13 protein-coding genes and 1 tRNA gene are annotated in these 17,900 nt (G+C 69.5%); 5 read left to right on the top strand and 9 right to left on the bottom strand.

Features of this window, described 5'->3' with window-relative positions; translation table 11 throughout:
• Positions 1-10: 10 nt before the first annotated feature.
• The 4 genes from orn to rpf all read left to right on the top strand — a co-directional run bounded on the left by orn (position 11) and on the right by rpf (position 3,495).
• Positions 11-541: an oligoribonuclease gene (orn, locus tag ACYVKI_RS04770; RefSeq protein ID WP_460689407.1), complete on the top strand. Its 531-nt coding sequence runs from the start codon at positions 11-13 to the stop codon at positions 539-541.
• 180 nt (positions 542-721) lie between these two features.
• A tRNA-His gene (locus ACYVKI_RS04765) sits at positions 722-794 on the top strand.
• A 237-nt stretch (positions 795-1,031) separates the two neighbouring features.
• Positions 1,032-2,372 carry a D-arabinono-1,4-lactone oxidase gene (locus tag ACYVKI_RS04760; RefSeq protein ID WP_460689171.1) on the top strand — a complete coding sequence of 447 codons (1,341 nt, stop codon included), beginning with the start codon at positions 1,032-1,034 and terminating at the stop codon, positions 2,370-2,372.
• A 394-nt stretch (positions 2,373-2,766) separates the two neighbouring features.
• Positions 2,767-3,495 (top strand): resuscitation-promoting factor Rpf, encoded by a 729-nt coding sequence (gene rpf, locus ACYVKI_RS04755; protein WP_460689170.1) that lies wholly within the window; start codon positions 2,767-2,769, stop codon positions 3,493-3,495.
• Positions 3,496-3,684: 189 nt separating this feature from the next.
• Here rpf and ACYVKI_RS04750 read toward each other — a convergent pair whose 3' ends face one another.
• The 4 genes from ACYVKI_RS04750 to leuS all read right to left on the bottom strand — a co-directional run bounded on the left by ACYVKI_RS04750 (position 3,685) and on the right by leuS (position 10,934).
• The gene (locus ACYVKI_RS04750; protein WP_460689169.1) at positions 3,685-6,408 is read right to left on the bottom strand and encodes a ComEC/Rec2 family competence protein; all 2,724 of its coding nucleotides are present in this window, start codon (positions 6,406-6,408) and stop codon (positions 3,685-3,687) included.
• Positions 6,405-7,208, bottom strand: a complete 804-nt coding sequence (locus ACYVKI_RS04745; RefSeq protein ID WP_460689168.1) for a helix-hairpin-helix domain-containing protein — start codon at positions 7,206-7,208, stop codon at positions 6,405-6,407. Before ACYVKI_RS04745 ends, ACYVKI_RS04750 begins: the two co-directional genes overlap by 4 nt.
• 177 nt (positions 7,209-7,385) lie before the next feature.
• Positions 7,386-8,405 (bottom strand): DegV family protein, encoded by a 1,020-nt coding sequence (locus ACYVKI_RS04740; protein WP_460689167.1) that lies wholly within the window; start codon positions 8,403-8,405, stop codon positions 7,386-7,388.
• Between the two features lie 3 nt (positions 8,406-8,408).
• Positions 8,409-10,934: a leucine--tRNA ligase gene (gene leuS / locus ACYVKI_RS04735; protein WP_460689166.1), complete on the bottom strand. Its 2,526-nt coding sequence runs from the start codon at positions 10,932-10,934 to the stop codon at positions 8,409-8,411.
• A 196-nt stretch (positions 10,935-11,130) separates the two neighbouring features.
• Here leuS and ACYVKI_RS04730 point away from each other — a divergent pair, with 196 nt between their 5' ends.
• Positions 11,131-12,108: an alpha/beta fold hydrolase gene (locus ACYVKI_RS04730; RefSeq protein WP_460689165.1), complete on the top strand. Its 978-nt coding sequence runs from the start codon at positions 11,131-11,133 to the stop codon at positions 12,106-12,108.
• A gap of 106 nt (positions 12,109-12,214) precedes the next feature.
• Here the strand turns inward: ACYVKI_RS04730 and ACYVKI_RS04725 are convergent, their stop codons facing one another.
• The 5 genes from ACYVKI_RS04725 to gmk all read right to left on the bottom strand — a co-directional run bounded on the left by ACYVKI_RS04725 (position 12,215) and on the right by gmk (position 17,890).
• Entirely contained in the window at positions 12,215-14,206 is a 1,992-nt protein-coding gene (locus ACYVKI_RS04725; RefSeq protein ID WP_460689164.1) for a primosomal protein N' family DNA-binding protein, read from the bottom strand.
• Positions 14,207-14,317: 111 nt separating this feature from the next.
• On the bottom strand, positions 14,318-15,517 hold the full coding sequence (gene metK, locus ACYVKI_RS04720) for a methionine adenosyltransferase (RefSeq protein ID WP_460689406.1): 1,200 nt from the start codon (positions 15,515-15,517) through the stop codon (positions 14,318-14,320).
• Positions 15,518-15,601: 84 nt separating this feature from the next.
• Complete coding sequence (locus ACYVKI_RS04715) at positions 15,602-16,930, bottom strand: bifunctional phosphopantothenoylcysteine decarboxylase/phosphopantothenate synthase (RefSeq protein ID WP_460689163.1); 1,329 nt, start codon at positions 16,928-16,930, stop codon at positions 15,602-15,604.
• 31 nt (positions 16,931-16,961) lie between these two features.
• Positions 16,962-17,225 (bottom strand): DNA-directed RNA polymerase subunit omega, encoded by a 264-nt coding sequence (rpoZ, locus tag ACYVKI_RS04710; protein WP_460689162.1) that lies wholly within the window; start codon positions 17,223-17,225, stop codon positions 16,962-16,964.
• A 41-nt stretch (positions 17,226-17,266) separates the two neighbouring features.
• Positions 17,267-17,890: a guanylate kinase gene (gmk, locus tag ACYVKI_RS04705; RefSeq protein ID WP_460689161.1), complete on the bottom strand. Its 624-nt coding sequence runs from the start codon at positions 17,888-17,890 to the stop codon at positions 17,267-17,269.
• Between the last annotated feature and the right edge of the window lie 10 nt (positions 17,891-17,900).

Here is a 17,900-nt window from a genome sequence, read left to right as displayed (position 1 = left end):
GTCCGGACGCATGGTGTGGATCGACTGCGAGATGACCGGCCTGGATCCCGACACGCATGTGCTGGTCGAGGTGGCCGCGCTGGTCACCGACAGCGAGCTGAACATCCTCGGCGACGGCGTCGACGTCGTCATCAGGCCCCCGGAGGGCTCGCTGGAGCAGATGGCTGAGGTGGTGCGCCGCATGCACACCAACTCGGGGCTGTTGGAGGAGCTGGACGCCGGGGTCAGCCTGGAGCAGGCTGAACGGCGCGTCCTGGACTACGTCCGGTCGTGGATCCCCGAAGCTGGGGTGGCACCGCTGGCCGGCAACTCCGTCCATGCCGACAAGGCGTTCCTCCGTCTCGGCATGCCGAAGCTCATCGGCCACCTGCACTACCGGATCATCGACGTCTCCACGATCAAGGAGCTGGCTGGGCGCTGGTATCCGGAGGCGCGATCCTCCGCTCCGGCCAAGACGGGAAACCACCGTGCCCTGGGCGACATCCGTGACTCCATCGAGGAGCTCAAGCACTACCGCGAGACCGTGTTCCGGGCCCCCTGAACCGAACCCGAGGGTGCGGTCATCCCGATGAGAGGGAGATCACAGGCCGCGTCACCCCGGATCGATGTCTCATCCGGGAGGAATATTGTGTAGACTGATTCGCGCTGCTCGAGCGATCCGGACGCCGGATCGGTCGAGCAGAGATCCGAGAAGGGCCGCAAGGCCTGAGCGCGGATCATGGTGGGCGTAGCTCAGCTGGTAGAGCATCGCGTTGTGGTCGCGAGGGTCGCGGGTTCAAGCCCCGTCGCTCACCCCGAGATCGAAGGCCGGTCTCCGATACTGCGGAACCCGCAGTCGGAGGTCGGCCTTCGTCGTCTCTGCTCGTCTCCACTGTTACATCGTTGTACACATTCTCTCGCGAGCAGGCCGGATCTGCCAGACTGATCTGCGATCGGCGACATGCGCCACCGGTGCCTCGGAATCCGGTCATCGAGGAGATGAGCATCCCGCCGGACATCGACGGCGACCACATCGACAGACGGAGGGCCACATGGGGGAACGACGAGTGAACCCCGAGCAGCGCGAGTCAGGCGGGACGGTCGATGGGTCGGCATACCCTCCCCCGGACGAGTGCACCCAGCCCGGACGCAACTGGGCCGGCAATCTCGCCTACCACGCGCACAGCGTGCAGCACCCCGGCTCGATCGACGAACTCCGCGCCGACATGACCCGCCCAGGGCCGAAGCGCCTGCTCGGCTCACGACACAGCTTCAACACGATCGCCGACACCACCGGCACCCTCATCTCTCTTGATCAGATGCCCCCTGTGCTCGAGGTCCACGAAGGATCCGTGACCGTCGGTGCAGGGATGCGCTATGGCGACGTCGCACCCACGTTGCACGCGCAGGGATTCGCGCTGAACAACCTCGCATCCCTGCCTCATATCTCGGTGGCCGGAGCCGTGGCCACCGGTACCCACGGATCTGGAGACCGCGTCGGCACCCTGGCCTCGGCCGTGCGCGCCGTAGAGATCATGAGCCCGGACGGGTCGATCCACTCGCTGCGCCGCGGCGATCCCGACTTCGACGGGGCCGTGGTCAACCTGGGCGCACTGGGTGCAGTCCTCACCGTGGAGCTCGACCTCGAACCGACCTACCAGATCGCCCAAACCGTACTCGAGGCGCCCCACTGGGACGCGATGCTGCAGAATCTCGACGCCGTCACCCGCCTGGGGCGCAGTGTGAGCATCTTCACCACCTGGGGTCGCACCGACATCGCCGATCAGATCTGGATCAAGGCAGCAGTGCCCGCCGAAGTCAGCGACGCCGAGACCGATGCTCTGGTCGAGACGCTGGGAGCGCACCGTGCAACGGAGAAACGACACCCGCTGCCCGGTGTGTCCCCGGAGTCATGCAGCGAGCAGCTCGGGCACCCCGGTCCCTGGTTCGAACGCCTCCCCCACTTCCAGCTGGCCTTCACCCCCTCAGCCGGGGCGGAGCTGCAGACGGAGTACCTGGTGCCCCGCCGCGATGCGATCGCCGCCATCGAGGCCGTCCGAGGGCTCGCCGACCGCATCAGCCCGCTGCTGCAGGCCAACGAGGTGCGCACCATGTGTGGAGACGACCTGTGGCTGAGCCCCGCTCACGCCGAGGACACTGTGGGACTCCACTTCACCTGGCACCCACAGCAGGACGCCGTGCTCGCTCTGCTGCCCGATCTCGAGGCAGCCCTGCCGGACTCGGCCAGGCCGCACTGGGGCAAGCTGTTCACCTTCCCGGCCGAGGCGATCCAGACCCGATTCCCCCGCTGGGAGGACTTCGCGCGACTGCGCCAGCGCTTCGACCCCGAAGGCGTGCTGCGCAACGAGTTCTTGGCGAGCCTAGGACTCTGACCTGGGGCGACGGGAACATTCCGCCGCTGGAGCCCTCACCCCCGGGCCACTCACATGTTTTTCACAGGAAGGTAGATCACGAGACGATAACGAGCCCGGATCCGCATGATTTCGGGGATTTTCCCTGTGAGACTGCGCGTCGGCCCGGTTGACGCAATCGTTCTGAGACCTTTTACTGGATGGCGGACATCTTCCGTGATGTTGGCGTGATCTGGTTCGCACCGGATCCAGGACGCCGGCGCCGCGGAAGCACAGGGGCCGACAGACTCCCCGTCACCGTCCATTCAGTCGGCCCTGGTGAACGTGACAGCGACTCAACGTGAATGAAGCTGGACGGTGACATGACGACGGCCCGGGAGGGTCCGAGTGTCGGGGACTTCGGAGCTACCGCCTGATGCAGACCACCAAGACTTTCAAGAAGATCATCGGCGGCGGACTGGCCGCTGCCACCCTCGCCGGCGTCAGCGTCACCGCTGCCGCCCCGGCCGCCAACGCCTCCGGCGTGTGGGACCGTCTGGCTCAGTGCGAGTCGACCGGCGACTGGTCGATCAACACCGGCAACGGCTACTACGGCGGCCTGCAGTTCTCCCTGCAGTCCTGGCAGGCCGTGGGCGGCTCCGGCTACCCGCACCAGGCTTCCAAGCAGGAGCAGATCCACCGCGCCGAGAAGCTGCAGGCCATCCAGGGCTGGGGCGCTTGGCCGTCCTGCTCGGCTCAGCTGGGCCTGTCCGGCGCACCGGGCACGAACACTTCGTCTGACCAGGGTCCGACTGAGGAGCCCCAGCAGGAGCAGGCCCCGGTTGAGGAGCCCCAGCAGGAGCAGGCCCCGGTTGAGGAGCCCCAGCAGGAGCAGGCCCCGGTTGAGGAGCCCCAGCAGGAGCAGGCCCCGGTTGAGGAGCCCCAGCAGGAGCAGGCCCCGGCCCCGGCGACCTCCGCTGAGCCGAACGTCGACGTCGAGGTCTCTGACGAGACCTACACCGTCGCACCCGGAGACTCCCTGTCCAAGATCGCCAACGACCTGGGCCTCGACGACTGGAACGCTCTCTGGGGCGCCAACGCCGACCAGATCAACGACCCGAACGTGATCTTCGTCGGCCAGGAGCTCAAGCTCCCGGTCTTCTGATCCGGAGACGGATCCCCCGGGCCGACGGGTTGGCCCGGGGGATCCGCCACTGCCGCATGAGAGGGCGGTCTCTGCAGAATCATCTGCAGAGACCGCCCTCTTGCCGTCTGCTTCCCGCCTGCTTCCCGCCTGCTTCCCGCCTGCTCCTCGCCTGCTCCTTGTCTTCCCCTCGTCTGCGCCGATCGCCGCTCAGTCCGGCCCCTGTCCCAGGGAACCGACCTCGATCTCTCCCGCGCGCAGGCAGATGACCACTGTGCCATGGTGGTCCGTGCGATAGACCGCCGTGCCCAGCTCGCCCAGAATGCTGCGGATCGACGGAGCCGGGTGGCCATAGTCGTTGTCCCGGCCGACACCGATCAGGGCCACCGGCGGGCGCGTGTGCTCCAGGGTCTCCGTACCCCCGTTGGCCGCCCCATGATGCGCCACCTTCAGAATGTCGACATGGTCGGGCAGGCCACCGGTGCGCAGCGCCAGTCGCGCCGCATCCTCTTCGAGGTCCCCAGTGGCCAGCAGCCTCAGGGGGTCCTCCGCACTCCCCAGAGCCCGCGAGGCAGCTGCGCCGTCAACGAGCTCGAAGAGCACGACCAGAGAGTTGTCATTGGGCCCCGGATAGTGCTCATGCGCGAGCCAGACCTGCCAACCCGCACGAGGCGACACGAGACTCGCCCCGGACACCGATCCCGCTTCCTCCTCGGACAGCCCCTCTGCTGTGCTCCGAGGAGCCGAGACCTCGCCTGGCCACGCGCGACGCACTGAGACTCCCTCCAGAGCGGACTCCAGCATCGGCTCCTGACGCGGCGTCCATCCCGCGCTCCCCCCGTAGAGCACCTCGCGCACGGTTCGGCCCTCCACCACACCGGGGACCCCACCATAGTGGTCCAGATGCTCATGGGTGATGAACAGCGTGTCCACTGCCTCCACCCCAAGGCGCGTCAGACAGGCATCGGCCCGGTGGGGCTCCTCCCCGGCGTCGACCACCACCGCGCGGGCAGGACCGCTGCGGACCACCAGCATGTCCCCCTGCCCGACATCGCACATCACCACTGACCAGCCCTCCGGGACGCCTGTCAGTCCCGGGAACCTCCCGGGAAGCACGAGGGCAGTCAGGGCTCCCAGCAACGCCGCAGAAGACCACACCAGGGCGCCCATTCGCCACAGTCTCCTGAGACTCCGGTGTACCCTCCGGTGTGCCCTCCGGTCGCCGCCCTCGAGTGCGCCCTCCTGCGCCTCCCGGCTGCGGGCCTCACAGCCGCCAACGGCCTCACCGCGGACCTCACCGCGAACCAGCCGCCAAGTCAGCAGCACCACCACGACGAGATAGAGCCCCACCAGCGCCGCTCCGGGTGTCCCGTCCGGCCAGGGGGCCACCGCCTGAGGCAGGGACGCCGCCCGGCGACCGATCCAGCCGATCGCCGCAGCGGGGAGCCCACAGAGCCAGAGCAGGCCACCCGCCGCCGCAGGCCAGACCGCAGACAACAGGGCCCCCAGCAGGCCCGGGACGGTCGCGAAGGGCAGCAGCGGGGAGGCCAGCAGGTTCGCGGGCACGGTATAGGTGGTGATGCCGCCGCTCATCGGGAGCAGCACCGGGGTGACGAACAGCTGGGCGGAGATCGCCAGGGCCGCCGGTCCGGCGACGACGCCGGGCAGCACGCGTGCGAGTGCCTGCTGGATGGGTGCACCGGTCAGGATGATTCCCGCCGTCGCCGCCGCCGAGAGCTGCATGGCCGGAGCCACGGCGAACCAGGGGTCCCAGATCAGCATGGCCAGCACGCAGACACAGAGCAGCGAGAACGACACCCGACGGCGCCCGGAGAACAGGGCCAGAGCCCCCAGCGCGCCCATCACCGCTGCTCGGATCACACTCGGGGCGGGATCGACCAGCCCCACGTAGAGGATCAGCCCCAGCAGCGAGACGAGCAGCGCCACTGCCCGAGGGGCTCGCAGCAGGCGCAACAGACCCAGGAAGGAACCCATCACCAAGGCGCAGTGGGTGCCGCTGACCACGGTCAGATGTGTCATGCCGGCGGCCCGCATCGCCTCGGTCAGCTCGCGGCTCTGCCCGCTGCGGTCACCGAGGATGAGCCCCGGGAGCAGCTCCGGGCCGTCGCCCGGTGCCCCCGCAGAGGACTCCACGGTCCCGACGCGCACCGCCTGACGCACCTGGCCCCAACGGTCCCCCACCGCCGACAGCACGCCTGCGGACTGCTCGGCTCCGGAGTCACCGAGACGCAGTGCCCCGTCGCCGAAGGGGATGAGCAGCGCCGTCGCACGGTCTCCGGCTTCGGTACTGACCGGGCGCACCAGAGCATCGAGATGATCCCCGGTGCGCGCCGCACGGGCCTCCTCCTCCGTGAGGAGCAGGACCGCCTCAGCGTCGACGCTCCGTACCCGCGGGGCGGCTGCGGATTCCCCGGAGACATCAGCCCTGGACCTGTCGGCGGCAGGCTGGGGTGCACGATCCACGTACTGCAGGACGGTGACTCGCACCGTGGCACGGCTCGCCCCGTCCGGGCCGGGTCGCTGAGTCTCGCGCGGCGTCCCTGTCACCTGCAGCGCCACCTGCAGAGGGATCTCCGCCTCCACAGCATCAGGCCATCCCGTGGTCTCCAGCCCGTGCTGGGCCTGCCAGGTGCTCAGCGCGACGGCCGCGCCGGCGACACAGCACACGGACAGGTGAGCCGCCGCCGTGACGATCCGCCGACTCTGCGGCACCATATGATGCAGCAGGACCAGCACGGCCAGCAGCACCAGTCCCGCCACCCCGAGCACCCCGGCCAGTCCTGCCGTCGTGTCGGAGGTGCTCCGCACCCCGGCCCCGGCGACCGTCCATGCCGTCAGCGCCGCCGGAAAGAGCCGAAGGTCCACCGGACGGCCCCGCGCCGGGATCGTCGGAGGCTGCGTCGAAGTCGTCACCAGGTCACCTGGTCCGCGATATCCTCCAGGATCGCCGGGCCGACCCCGCGCACAGCGGCCAGCTCCTCGAGTGCGGCGAAGGCCCCCTGCTGGTCGCGGTGGTCGATGATCCGATCGGCCAGGGCGGGTCCGATGCCGGGCAGCTCCTCCAGCTGGTCGGCATCAGCCTCGTTGAGATTCACCAGTGGCCCCGCCCCGCCGTGGTCACCTTCTCGGCTGCCGCCATGGCCCTGCCCGGGCAGGTCCCGGGTCCAGGACGACGGACGCTCCCCCTCATCGATCTGCTGCTGGGTGGGCACGTGGATGAGCATGCCGTCTACGGCGTCGGCGGCGAGGTTGAGCGCATGCAGGACCGCCTCCTCGGTGGCTCCGCCGGCAGCCTCCAGCGCCTCATGGACCCGAGACTCCGCCGGCAGCTCCACCACACCCGGCTCCTCCACGGCGCCGGCCACATGGACCACCACCGTCGCGGCATCACCGGAGGGATCCGCCCCTGAGCCCGCGACGTCGACCCCGGGCGCCGTCTCGTCTTCGGTCGCGCCGATCGGCGGGACCTCCCGCGGACGGGGATCGTCGCCGGGGGCCGTGAGCTCCGGCGGTGCGGGCAGCGGCTCGGAGGAGGGACTGCTGACGGCCCAGGAGATCAGGAGCCAGGCCAGCAACGCGACCACCAGCGCCCCAGCGGCGGTGATCCGCCACCGGGTGCGCACCGGCCGCTGATGGGTGGCCTCCCGTTCGCGTCGCAGCCGCTCCCGCCGGGAGAGCACCGGCTCTTCGTCCCAGAGTCCAGGTTCCTCCATGCGGCCACCGTATGGGCCCCTCGGCCCGGCCAGGAGCCTCCGAGTGCGCGTTGTGGAGGATTCGGCGTGTCGTCATGTGCGCGACCGACCTGTGGAGGATCAGTCGTCTGCCGGCCTCCCCCGACCGGCTGAGCCTCGCCGACGACCGCGGGGTGTCAGGCGAGTCTCAGCGGGACGTCAGGCGGGCTCGGGTGTGAGGCAGACGGCCAGGGCCCCCAGCCCGAGATGGGCTGCCAGCGACGGCGGCAGGTCCACCACCGGCACAGGGCCCGTGGAGAGCTCGGCGACCTGGTCGGCCAGCTCCACGGCCTGAGCGACGTTGCCGAACCCATGGACGACCAGCCGTGGCCGATCCATGCTCGACGCGGCCTCCTCGACCCGGTTCATCAGGCGTTCCATCGCGCGTGGCATCGTCCGCGGACGTTCGACCAGCTGCACCTCACCGTCGGTGAGGCCCAGCAGCGGCTTGACCCACATCAGGCTGCCGAGCAGGCTCGCCAAGGCATTGATGCGGCCACCGCGACGCAGCTGCTCCAGGCTGGGCACCACGAAGAAGGACGTCCCGCCCGCGGCACTGCGCGCCGCCGTCGCCGCCACCTCCTCCAGGTCGGCCCCGCGTCCGGCGGCGGCCGCTGCGTCCAACACGGCATGCCCCAGCGCAGCGCCGGTCTGCCAGGAGTCGACCACACGGACCGGGATGTCGACCTCATCCGAGGCCAGCCGGGCGGCGTCGACCGTGCCGGAGAGTTTCGAGGACAGGTGGACCGCCAGGATGCCGTCACAGCCCTGCTCCTGCAGCGCCACGAAGGTCTGGGCGAGCCGCCCCGGCGAAGGCCGTGAGGTGCGCACCGGGACCCCTTGAGCCACCGCCAGCGCCAGCTCCCGGTCCAGCTCGACTTGGTCCGCGGGAGTCACCGACGACGCCGCCGTCGGGCCCGCGGCACTGTGCCCGGCATAGATCTGGTCCCCGATCATCACCGGGATCGGCACTGACACCACCGGCAGCCGGGCTGCAGTGAGCAGCTCCGTGGGCAACGAGCACGAGGAGTCGGTGACCACGGCGATGCCGCCACGACGGCGCCGAGGGCTCCAGAGGCCGGCACGACGAGGTCCGCCGTTCGTCAGCGGAGTCCGGCACGCCGTGACCCAGGCCGAGAACAGCTCGTCCCGGCGAACCGCCGCTGCCTGGCCCTCCATGGATCAGCCCGTGACCACGTTGACCAGTTTGGGCGCCCGGACGATCACCTTGCGGACCCCGCCGTCGGCCTCGATGTACTTCTGGATCTTCGGAAGGGCCAACGCGCGGGCCTCCAGGTCGTCGGCGCTGATGTCGGTGGAGACCTCCAGCTTGTCGCGCAGCTTGCCCTTGACCTGCACCACGGCGGTGACCGTGTCCTCCACCAGCAGCGACTCGTCCACCTGTGGCCAGGCGGAGTTCGCCACCGAGGGTTCACGTCCGAGCATCGCCCACATGTCCTCCGCAGTGTAGGGAGCCACCAGGCTGAGGATCTGTGCCGCGACCTCCGCTCCCTCCCGGACGGCAGGGTCGACACCGCCGGCCCCCGAGTCGATCTCCTTCCGGATGGCGTTGACCAGCTCCATCAGTCGGGCGATGACCACGTTGAACTTCTGGTCCTCGAGCAGCTGCTCGACATCGGCCACGGTCCGGTGGGTGATCGTCCGCAGCCCGGCGCTGCCGGCTGCCGGGTCCGCACCCGGGGTGCTGGCCACGTCCTGCGCCACGCGCCAGGCGCGGGCCAGGAACTTCGCCGACCCGGAGGGCGAGACATCGGCCCAGTCGACGTCGTCCTCAGGCGGTGAGGCGAAGACCATGGTCAGCCGCACCGCGTCCACTCCGTAGACGTCCAGCTGCTCGCCGAGGTCCACACCGTTGCCCAGGGACTTCGACATGGCCTTGCCCCCGTTGAGCACCTGGCCCTGGTTCATCAGCGCCGTGAAGGGCTCGTCGAAGCTGATCAGGCCGAGGTCGTGGATGACCTTGGTGAAGAACCGCGCATAGAGCAGATGCAGGATGGCGTGTTCGACGCCGCCGACGTACTGGTCCACCGGCATCCAGCGGTCCGCCTCGGCCGGGTCGAAGACCTGCTCGTCGTTCTGCGGATCGAGGAACCGGAGGAAATACCAGGAGGAGTCCACGAAGGTGTCCATGGTGTCGGTGTCCCGGGTGGCGGGCTCCCCGCAGGACGGGCAGTCCACGGAGACCCAGTCGCTGGCCGCGGCCAGCGGGCTCTGCCCCTTGGGCGCCAGCTGCTCGCCGCGCAGATCGGCGGGCAGGCGCACCGGAAGCTCCTGCTCGGGCACCGGGACCTCGCCGCAGCTGGGACAGTGCACGATCGGGATCGGAGCGCCCCAGAACCGCTGACGGGAGAGCAGCCAGTCCCGCAGACGATAGTTCACCGTGGCCCGACCCAGCTCCTCGGCCTCGAGCACCTCGATGGCACGGGCGACGGCCTGTTCCTTGTCCAGCCCGTCCCAGGCCGGGGAGTTGGTCAGCGTGCCTTCCCCGGCGGTGGCGACGCCGGAGACGGCCGGATCCTCCTCGCCGGTCTCGACGACGACGCGCACCTCCAGTCCCATCGCGAGGGCGAACTCCAGGTCACGCTGGTCATGGGCCGGCACAGCCATGACCGCGCCGGTGCCGTAGTCGGCCAGCACGTAGTCGGAGGCCCAGACCGGCAGCTTCTCCCCGGTCAGCGGATGGACCGCGTACCGCCCCAGGAAGACTCCGGTGCGTTCCCGGTCGGCCGACTGACGCTCGATGTCCGAGACCGACCCCAGGGCTGCGCGGTAGCCCTCGAGCTCCTCGCGGCGCTCCGGGGTCACCAGCTGCGCGGCCAGGTCGGCATCGGCGGCGACGACCATGAACGTGACGCCGTAGAGGGTGTCAGGCCGGGTGGTGAAGACCTCGATCGGTTCGACCTCGGCGGCGCCTGCCGCAGGCTCGATCTCGTAGCGGACGGTGGCGCCGGTGGAGCGACCGATCCAGTTGCGCTGCATGCTCAGCACGCGCTCGGGCCAGTGGCCCGAGAGCTGGTCCATGTCGTCGAGCAGCCGATCCGCGTACTCGGTGATCCGGAAGTACCACTGGTTCAGCGCCTTCTTGATCACCTGGGTGCCGCACCGCTCACAGGCGCCCTCGACGACCTGTTCGTTGGCGAGGACCGTCTGGTCCTTCGGGCACCAGTTCACCGGCGAGTCCTGACGATAGGCCAGACCGCGCCGGTGGAACTGCAGGAACAGCCACTGGGTCCACCGGTAGTAGGACTCATCGGAGGTGTGCAGACGACGTGACCAGTCGGCGCTGATGGCGTAGCGCTTGAAGGAGGCCGCCTGGGTCTCGATGTTCGTGTAGGTCCAGTCGGCCGGATGCGCATCGTTCTTGATCGCCGCGTTCTCCGCAGGCAGGCCGAAGGAGTCCCAGCCGATCGGATGCAGCACGTTGCAGCCCCTCAGCCGCGCGTACCGGGCGGGGATGTCCCCGATGGCGAAGGCCTCGGCATGGCCCATGTGCAGGTCGCCGGACGGGTAGGGGAACATGTCCAGCACGTAACGGCGCTCGCGCGTGTCCTCAGGATCCACCTCGAAGGTGCCGTCCTCCTCCCAGAATGGAAGCCAGCGCGCCTCGATCTCGGCGAAGTCGTACGGCTTGGGCTTCTCGAAGGTCTGCGCGGCCTGTGCCGCGGCGGACTCGCTCGCGTTGCTCACCTGGTGGGCACCTCGTGGTCAGTGATCGGATCGGTCAGTGGACGGTCGCCGGTAGATCACGACGTCGACGAACCGGTGCGAAGCACCGGTCGGCCACGCCAGATCCAGTCTGACGCCCGGCCTGACCCAGTCTAAGTGACGAACCGCCATGGTCTCGGCACCACCGCCATGGGCGCAGCACCACTACCCTGGTCACGTGATCCCCTCGCCGCCCTCCGGGCCCTCTGGCGTCCCCGCACCCGCCCCCTCGTCCGGCCACCCGTCTCGGCCCGGCAGGCGCCGCACCCTGCAGCTGAGCCTCCCGTCGCCCGACGGGACCGTGGTCTCCTCCCCGGTGGTGCTGTGGCACTACTCCCCCACGCGCCGCCGTCGGGGCCCGCGCCGCCGTCTGCTGCTGATCCACGGCTTCCGTGGGGACCATCATGGGATGCAGCTGGTGGTCGACGCCCTGCCCGAGCAGGAGATCCTGGTCCCGGACCTGCCAGGCTTCGGCGCCAGCCCCCCGCTGGCTGCGGGCCTCCACGACGCCGAGACCTACGCTCGTGTGGTGGAGGCGCTGGCCGAGGCCCTCGACCTCGACGAGCAGGACGTCCTGCTGGGCCACTCCTTCGGCTCCGTGGTCGTCGCCGCGCACATCGGATGGCAGCAGACGCTACCCGGCGGTCGACGCTGGGCCGGGCTGGGCCTGCTGAACCCCATCAGCGACAGCATGTTCAGCGGCAGGCTGCTCCCGGGTGCGGCCGTCGTCGACGCGTACTACCGAGCCTGTGGACACCTGCCCGAGTCCTGGGCCCTGGCTCTGCTGCGCTCCCCGCTCATCCTGGCAGTGACCAATCTCACCATGATCGTCTCCGACGACCGGAGGACCGTCGAGTACATCCGTGACCAGCATCGTCAGCACTTCTCCGGATTCGCCGACCGGGTGACCGTGCTGCAGGCCTACCGCTCCTCCAGCAGGACCACAGTGACCCAGTTCGCCGAGACGCTCCACCTGCCCACGCTGCTGGTCGTCGGGGCCCGCGACCAGCTGAGCACGCTGCGTGGTCGACAGCGGCTCGCCCGACGGCTCCCCCAGGCCCACATGGAGGTGATCCGCGGCGTGGGGCACCTGCTGCACTACGAGAAGCCCGCCGAGACTGCCCGAGCCGTCCGGAGGTTCCTCCGCGAGCTGTGACGGCACCGCGGCCGGATTCCCAGAAACACCGGAATCACCGGAATCGCGCGCAGCTCGCGCGGACCCCGATCAGGAGCCGGTCAGGAACCGGCCAGGAACCGGTCTCTCAGATCTGCAGGACGGCGACGTCGTCGACGACGATCCGTACCGCCCGTGCGGAGTGCTGGGCGCTCTGCGTACGACGCAGACGGCTCATCTCGGCGATGATCGCCTGTGCCTGAGCGTAGCCGAAGAACAGCAGATACCGGTGCCGTCCGTCCTCCAGCGGTGACGGGCCGATCCAGTCCACCCCGTCGGGCAGGTCGGCCGACCGGATGAACTCCTCGGCGTCCCCGGCTTCCGCCGTCAGGCTCAGCATGCGCTTGGCCGGGGGAAGACCCAGCTCCAGCCGTCGGTACAGCTCCCGTCGGGCATAGGCCACGGGGTCCCAGCGGACCAGGGCCGCCGTGAGCTCCTCCGCCTCCGCGGTGACCACCACAGACCCCGAGCGGGCCGGATCCGTCCGGTGCGGGCGAACCAGCGAGGCCGCTCGGAACCAGCGCGCCAACACCCGCCGTGGCACGTCGAGCCCCTCACGGCTGAGCTGGGCGTCGCCATCGAGCAGCAGAGCCGCCGCGTAACCGTGCTCCGCCACCGGCTCCACCCCTGGGGTGCTGACCACCACCGCCGGAGCGGCGGAGACTTCGCGCACCGGGTGATCGGCCGTGGAGGAGATCACGGTGGTGTTCGGGAACGCCCGGCCGAGCTCATGGGCCGTCCGATCGGCCCCGCGCACACCCGCGCGAAACCGGTCGTGGCCGCACTCCGCACAGCGATGGGCGCGGTGATGCAGCCCGCACCACCGGCAGCGCAGCGTCCCCGACTGCTCATGATGGGGCGGCAGGCTCAACGGACCATGGCAGGAAGGACAGTGCTGACGAGCTCTACAGCGCTGACAGAGCACTGCGGGGACGAAACCGGCCCGTGCCACCTGCACCAGGATCGGCCCATGCGTCAAGGCCTGCTGGGCGGTGCGGTAGGCCGCCGCCGGCAGGCGTACCTGCCGGGACATCGGGTCCCGCTCCGAGTGATGCGAGTCCGCCGTGGCGACCATCAGCGGAGAGGCGTCACGGCGAGCGGCGCGATCGGGAGCCTGATCCTCCAGCCACCCGCGCTCGACCAGCCGCTGCACCTCCAGGCTGCGCGATGTCGAAAGGAACAGCAACGAAGACCCGCTCTGCACCGTCCGCAGCAGGGCGACCTCACGCACATGATGATACGGCGCGCGGGGTTCGGCATGGGAGGGGTCGTCGTCATCGACGACGATCAGCTGCCGCAGCCGCGGCACCGGGGCGAACACGGCCGAGCGCGTGCCCACCGCCACACGGGCCTGCCCGAAGCGCAGCCGCAGGAACGCCCGGTAGCGCGGAGTCGGGCCCACATCAGCGGTCAGCCGGGCCACCTGCTCCGTGCCGAGCGCATCGTCGAGCGCCTGAGCCACATGATCCACATCCCGGGCGTCAGGCAGCACGACCACCGCGTCCCCGCCGTCCTCCAGACAGTCGCACACGACGTCGACGATCTGCGCCGCCCAGCTCTGCTCCCCATAGGAGGTCAGCGCCAGTCCGGCCCGGCGGGGGCCCGGCTCACCGGGGGTCAGCTCAGGAGACGGCGGCACCAGCCCCTCGAACTCCTTCTCGACCCGTGCCACGCGCGGAGGGATCGCGGCGCGCAGCACATCGGAGGTGACACCTGCCCCACGCTCCGCGACCTTCTCCGCCAACGACATGATCTCCGGGGAGAGCACCGAGACGGCGGAGACGACCTTGTGGATCATCGAGAGCCGGGAGGCGGTCTCCGGAGCGGCACACCGTTCCACCACGAATCCGAGCAACTCCCGGCCCGAGAACCGGACCTTCACCCGGCCGCCGGCGACCACTGCGTGATCATGATCCCGGGGCACTACGTAGTCGAAGGGTCGATCCAGGTGGGGAACCCCGGAGTCCAGCAGGACCCGGGCCACCGGGAGCGTCTCGGTCGCGCCGGCCGGCAGACGCGCTGGCCTCGGCGGCGCGAGCGCGTCCAGCAGCGCCGGCTGCCGGTCCTGGTGCTCGGTCATCGCCTGCCTCCCTCCGCCTGCCCGGGACCCGTTCACCGGACGATGCTACGCGTCCGGACTGACAGGGACGAAGTCCCCTGTGCCGCCGGGGGACGGCGGGCACGGCGAAGATCAGGCGCCGAAGAAGGAGCGCAGGGCCTCGACGCGGTCCAGACGCTCCCAGGGGAAGTTCTCCCCGGTCCGGCCGAAGTGACCGTTCTTGGCCGTCTCCCGGTAGATGGGGCGCTTCAGGTCGAGATCCTCGATGATCCCCAGCGGTCGGAGGTCGAAGATCTCATCGATCGCGTCGGAGATGCGCGCCGGATCCACCGTCTCCGTGCCGAAGGTCTCGACATAGATCCCCACCGGGCGGGCCCGCCCGATGGCGTAGGCGATCTGGATCTCCGCACGCCGGGCCAGGCCGGCGGCCACCACGTTCTTCGCCACCCAGCGCATGGCATAGGCAGCGGAACGGTCCACCTTCGAGGGGTCTTTGCCGGAGAAGGCACCCCCACCATGCCGGGCGAATCCGCCATAGGTGTCCACGATGATCTTGCGGCCGGTCAGACCGGCGTCACCGACCGGTCCACCGACCACGAAGGGTCCGGACGGGTTGATGATCTGCGAGGCGTCGGCGATGTCCAGGTCGGAGGCCTCGATGACGGGCGCCACCACGTGCTCGGAGAGATCCGCATGCAGCTGGTCCTGAGCGGTCTCCTGGGTGTGCTGGGTGGAGACCACCACCGTGTCCAGGCTCACCGGCCGGTCACCCTCGTACCCGACGGTGACCTGGGTCTTGCCGTCTGGGCGCAGGTACTCCAGGTGCCCGTTCTGCCGGACCTCGGTAAGCCGGGCGGAGAGCCGGTGGGCCAGCGCGATCGGGGTCGGCATGTAGGTGTCGGTCTCATCAGTGGCGTAGCCGAACATGATGCCCTGATCGCCGGCCCCCTGGGCGTCCCGGCGGTCCTCGGCCCCCGAACGGGCCTCCATCGAGTTGAACACTCCGGCGAAGATCTCCGGAGACTGCTGACCGATGCTCACCGAGACGCCGCAGCGGGCACCGTCGAAGCCGTTGGCCGAAGAGTCGTAACCGATGTCCAGCAGCGTGGAACGCACGATCTGCGGAATCTCCACGTATCCGGAGGTGGTGACCTCACCGGCGACATGCACCAGGCCGGTGGTGGTCAGCGTCTCCACGGCGACGCGGGACTCCGGGTCCACGGCGAGCATGGCATCGAGCACCGCGTCCGAGATCTGGTCGCAGATCTTGTCCGGGTGTCCGATCGTCACCGACTCGGAGCTGAACAGCCGCAGTGCCTGCGGAGAGGGCATGTCGGAGGGGGCAGCGCTGGTGTTGGTCACCGGCTCATCCTACGTCAGCCGCGCCTGCCCGGGCGGTGAGCTCAGGTGGCGGCTTCACAGAGCGTAAGGCGAACGCGCCTGCCGGGAGAGCAGCTGCCCGGCGCACTCGATCACCGCATGGGCGGCATCCAGTTTGGTGCCGGTGACATGCCGCGGCTCGGCCTCGCCCAGCAGCCCCTGCACCCCGAAGGACGCGAGGATGTGGATCTCGGTCTCATCCTGGCCGAACACCAGGCCCTCACCGACCCGGTTGAGCACCAGCAGCTCGCAGCCTTTGCGGAGCAGCTTGGCCTGGGCGAGGGCCAGCGGGTCGTGCTCTTCGTCACCGGTCTCGGCGGCGAAGCCCACGATGACAGTGGGGCCCGTCCCCTGCTCCGCGCGCCGTCGGACCGTGGCGGCGAGGATGTCCGGATTGCGTTGCAGGCGGATCACCGGGTCAGCGTCGTCCTCGGTCTTCTTGATCTTGGCCTCGGTGTAGTCCGCCGGGCGGAAGTCGGCGACGGCGGCGGCCATCAGCAGCAGGTCCGCCTGCGACCCCGCGGCCTCGACCGCCCCGTGCAGCTGCTCGGCCGTCTCGACACGCTCCACGGTGACGGAGGGATTGTCCACGGGTGCCGGAACATCCATGATGCCGGCAATCAGATGCACCTGCGCACCCGCCGCCGCAGCGGCCTGGGCCAGGGCCACGCCCTGTTTTCCGGAGGAGCGGTTGCCCAGGTAGCGGACCGGATCCAAGGGTTCGCGTGTGCCTCCTGCGGTGACCAGGACGCGGGTTCCGGCGAGCAGCCCGTCGTGCGGGGTTCGGGACGCCGACGAGAGCTCCGCGTGCGGTGCGGCGTGAGCCTCCGCGTCATCCAGCTCGGTGAGGATCTCCTCGATGCGCCCGTGGATGTCTTCCGGCTCCGGGAGACGGCCGGGCCCGGAGTCGGATCCGGTGAGCCGTCCGACAGCGGGGTCCATGACCTCATGGCCGCGGGCTCGCAGTGCGGCGACATTGTCCACCGTGGCGGGATGCCGCCACATCTCGGTGTGCATGGCCGGGACGAAGAGCACCCGCGCCTCAGTGGCCAACAGGGTGGAGGTCAGCAGGTCGTCGGCCATCCCGGCACGGGCTCGCGCCAACAGATCGGCAGTTGCGGGGGCGACGACGACGAGATCCGCCTCCTGCCCCAGCCGCACGTGCCGCACCTCGTCCACATGGGAAAAAACCGAGGTGCTGACCTTGCGTCCGCTGATCGCCTCCCAGGTGGGGCGGCCGACGAACTCCTCGGCGGCAGGGGTGGGAACGACATCGACCTGATGCCCGTCCTGCCGGAGCAATCGGACCAGGTGCACGGCCTTATAGGCCGCGATCCCTCCACTGACTCCCAAGACGATGCGCATCAGGTCGATCAGATATCTCGGGTCCGCCCGGTCAGGACGCCGGGTTCTCGGCCGGGTGGTTAACCAGCAGGTCCTGGTCGATCTCTCGCAGAGCGATGGAGATGGGCTTCTCGTTGAGCTTGGTGTCCACCAGCGGGCCGACGTACTCGAAGAGGCCCTCGTGGAGCTGCGCATAGTAGGCGTTGATCTGACGGGCGCGCTTGGCGGCGAAGAGCACCAGGGCGTACTTCGAGTTGCTCTTGTCCATCAGGGAGTCGATCGGCGGGTCGATGATGCCTTCGAGCTGCTCAGTCACTGAAGAATGGTCCTTGTCGGTCGCATATGGTCGGCCGTCGGTCAGACGGCGTTCTGCTGGACGCCCATGAGGGCGACGAGTTCGGCGGCGGCGCGGTCGAGGTCGTCATTGATGACGGTGACGTCGAACTCCGATTCTGCCGCGAGCTCCATCTTAGCGGTTTCCAGGCGCCTCTGCTGTTCCTCCGGCCCCTCGGTCCCCCGCCCTGTGAGACGAGCCACCATCTCATCCCAGGACGGCGGGGTCAGGAACACGAACTGAGCCTCCGGCATGGTTCTGCGCACCTGCCGCGCCCCCTGCAGATCGATCTCGAGCAGGACGCTGCGCCCCTGGGCCAGAGCCTGCTCCACTGTGGAGCGCAGAGTCCCGTAGCGGTGACGTCCATGGACTGTGGCCCATTCCAGGAAGGCGTTCTGCTCGACGAGACGGTCGAACTCCTCGACCGCGAGGAAGTGGTAGTCGACGCCGTCGACCTCCCCCGGGCGCGGATCACGGGTGGTGGCGGACACGGAGAAGCAGACCTGCGGGTAGTTCTCTCGGATGAAGCGGCTCATCGTGGACTTCCCCACCGAAGTGGGGCCTGCCAGCACGGTGACCTGAGGCTGGTTCACGTCGTCGGACTCCTCGGCGCGGCGCCACAGCGGCTCAGTGCGGCCGCGGCGCATCGGTCTGGTC

The sequence above is a fragment of the Nesterenkonia suensis genome, from assembly GCF_054782935.1.
This window is presented reverse-complemented; position numbering and strand designations above follow the sequence as displayed.

Coding starts and splice junctions, on each gene's coding strand:
- gmk (WP_460689161.1), bottom strand. CDS start 17,890: ATGCGCCGCGGCCGCACTGAGCCGCTGTGGCGCCGCGCCGAGGAGTCC.
- rpf (WP_460689170.1), top strand. CDS start 2,767: ATGCAGACCACCAAGACTTTCAAGAAGATCATCGGCGGCGGACTGGCC.
- ACYVKI_RS04760 (WP_460689171.1), top strand. CDS start 1,032: ATGGGGGAACGACGAGTGAACCCCGAGCAGCGCGAGTCAGGCGGGACG.
- ACYVKI_RS04725 (WP_460689164.1), bottom strand. CDS start 14,206: ATGACCGAGCACCAGGACCGGCAGCCGGCGCTGCTGGACGCGCTCGCG.
- ACYVKI_RS04745 (WP_460689168.1), bottom strand. CDS start 7,208: ATGGAGGAACCTGGACTCTGGGACGAAGAGCCGGTGCTCTCCCGGCGG.
- metK (WP_460689406.1), bottom strand. CDS start 15,517: ATGCCCTCTCCGCAGGCACTGCGGCTGTTCAGCTCCGAGTCGGTGACG.
- ACYVKI_RS04740 (WP_460689167.1), bottom strand. CDS start 8,405: ATGGAGGGCCAGGCAGCGGCGGTTCGCCGGGACGAGCTGTTCTCGGCC.
- orn (WP_460689407.1), top strand. CDS start 11: ATGGTGTGGATCGACTGCGAGATGACCGGCCTGGATCCCGACACGCAT.
- ACYVKI_RS04715 (WP_460689163.1), bottom strand. CDS start 16,930: ATGCGCATCGTCTTGGGAGTCAGTGGAGGGATCGCGGCCTATAAGGCC.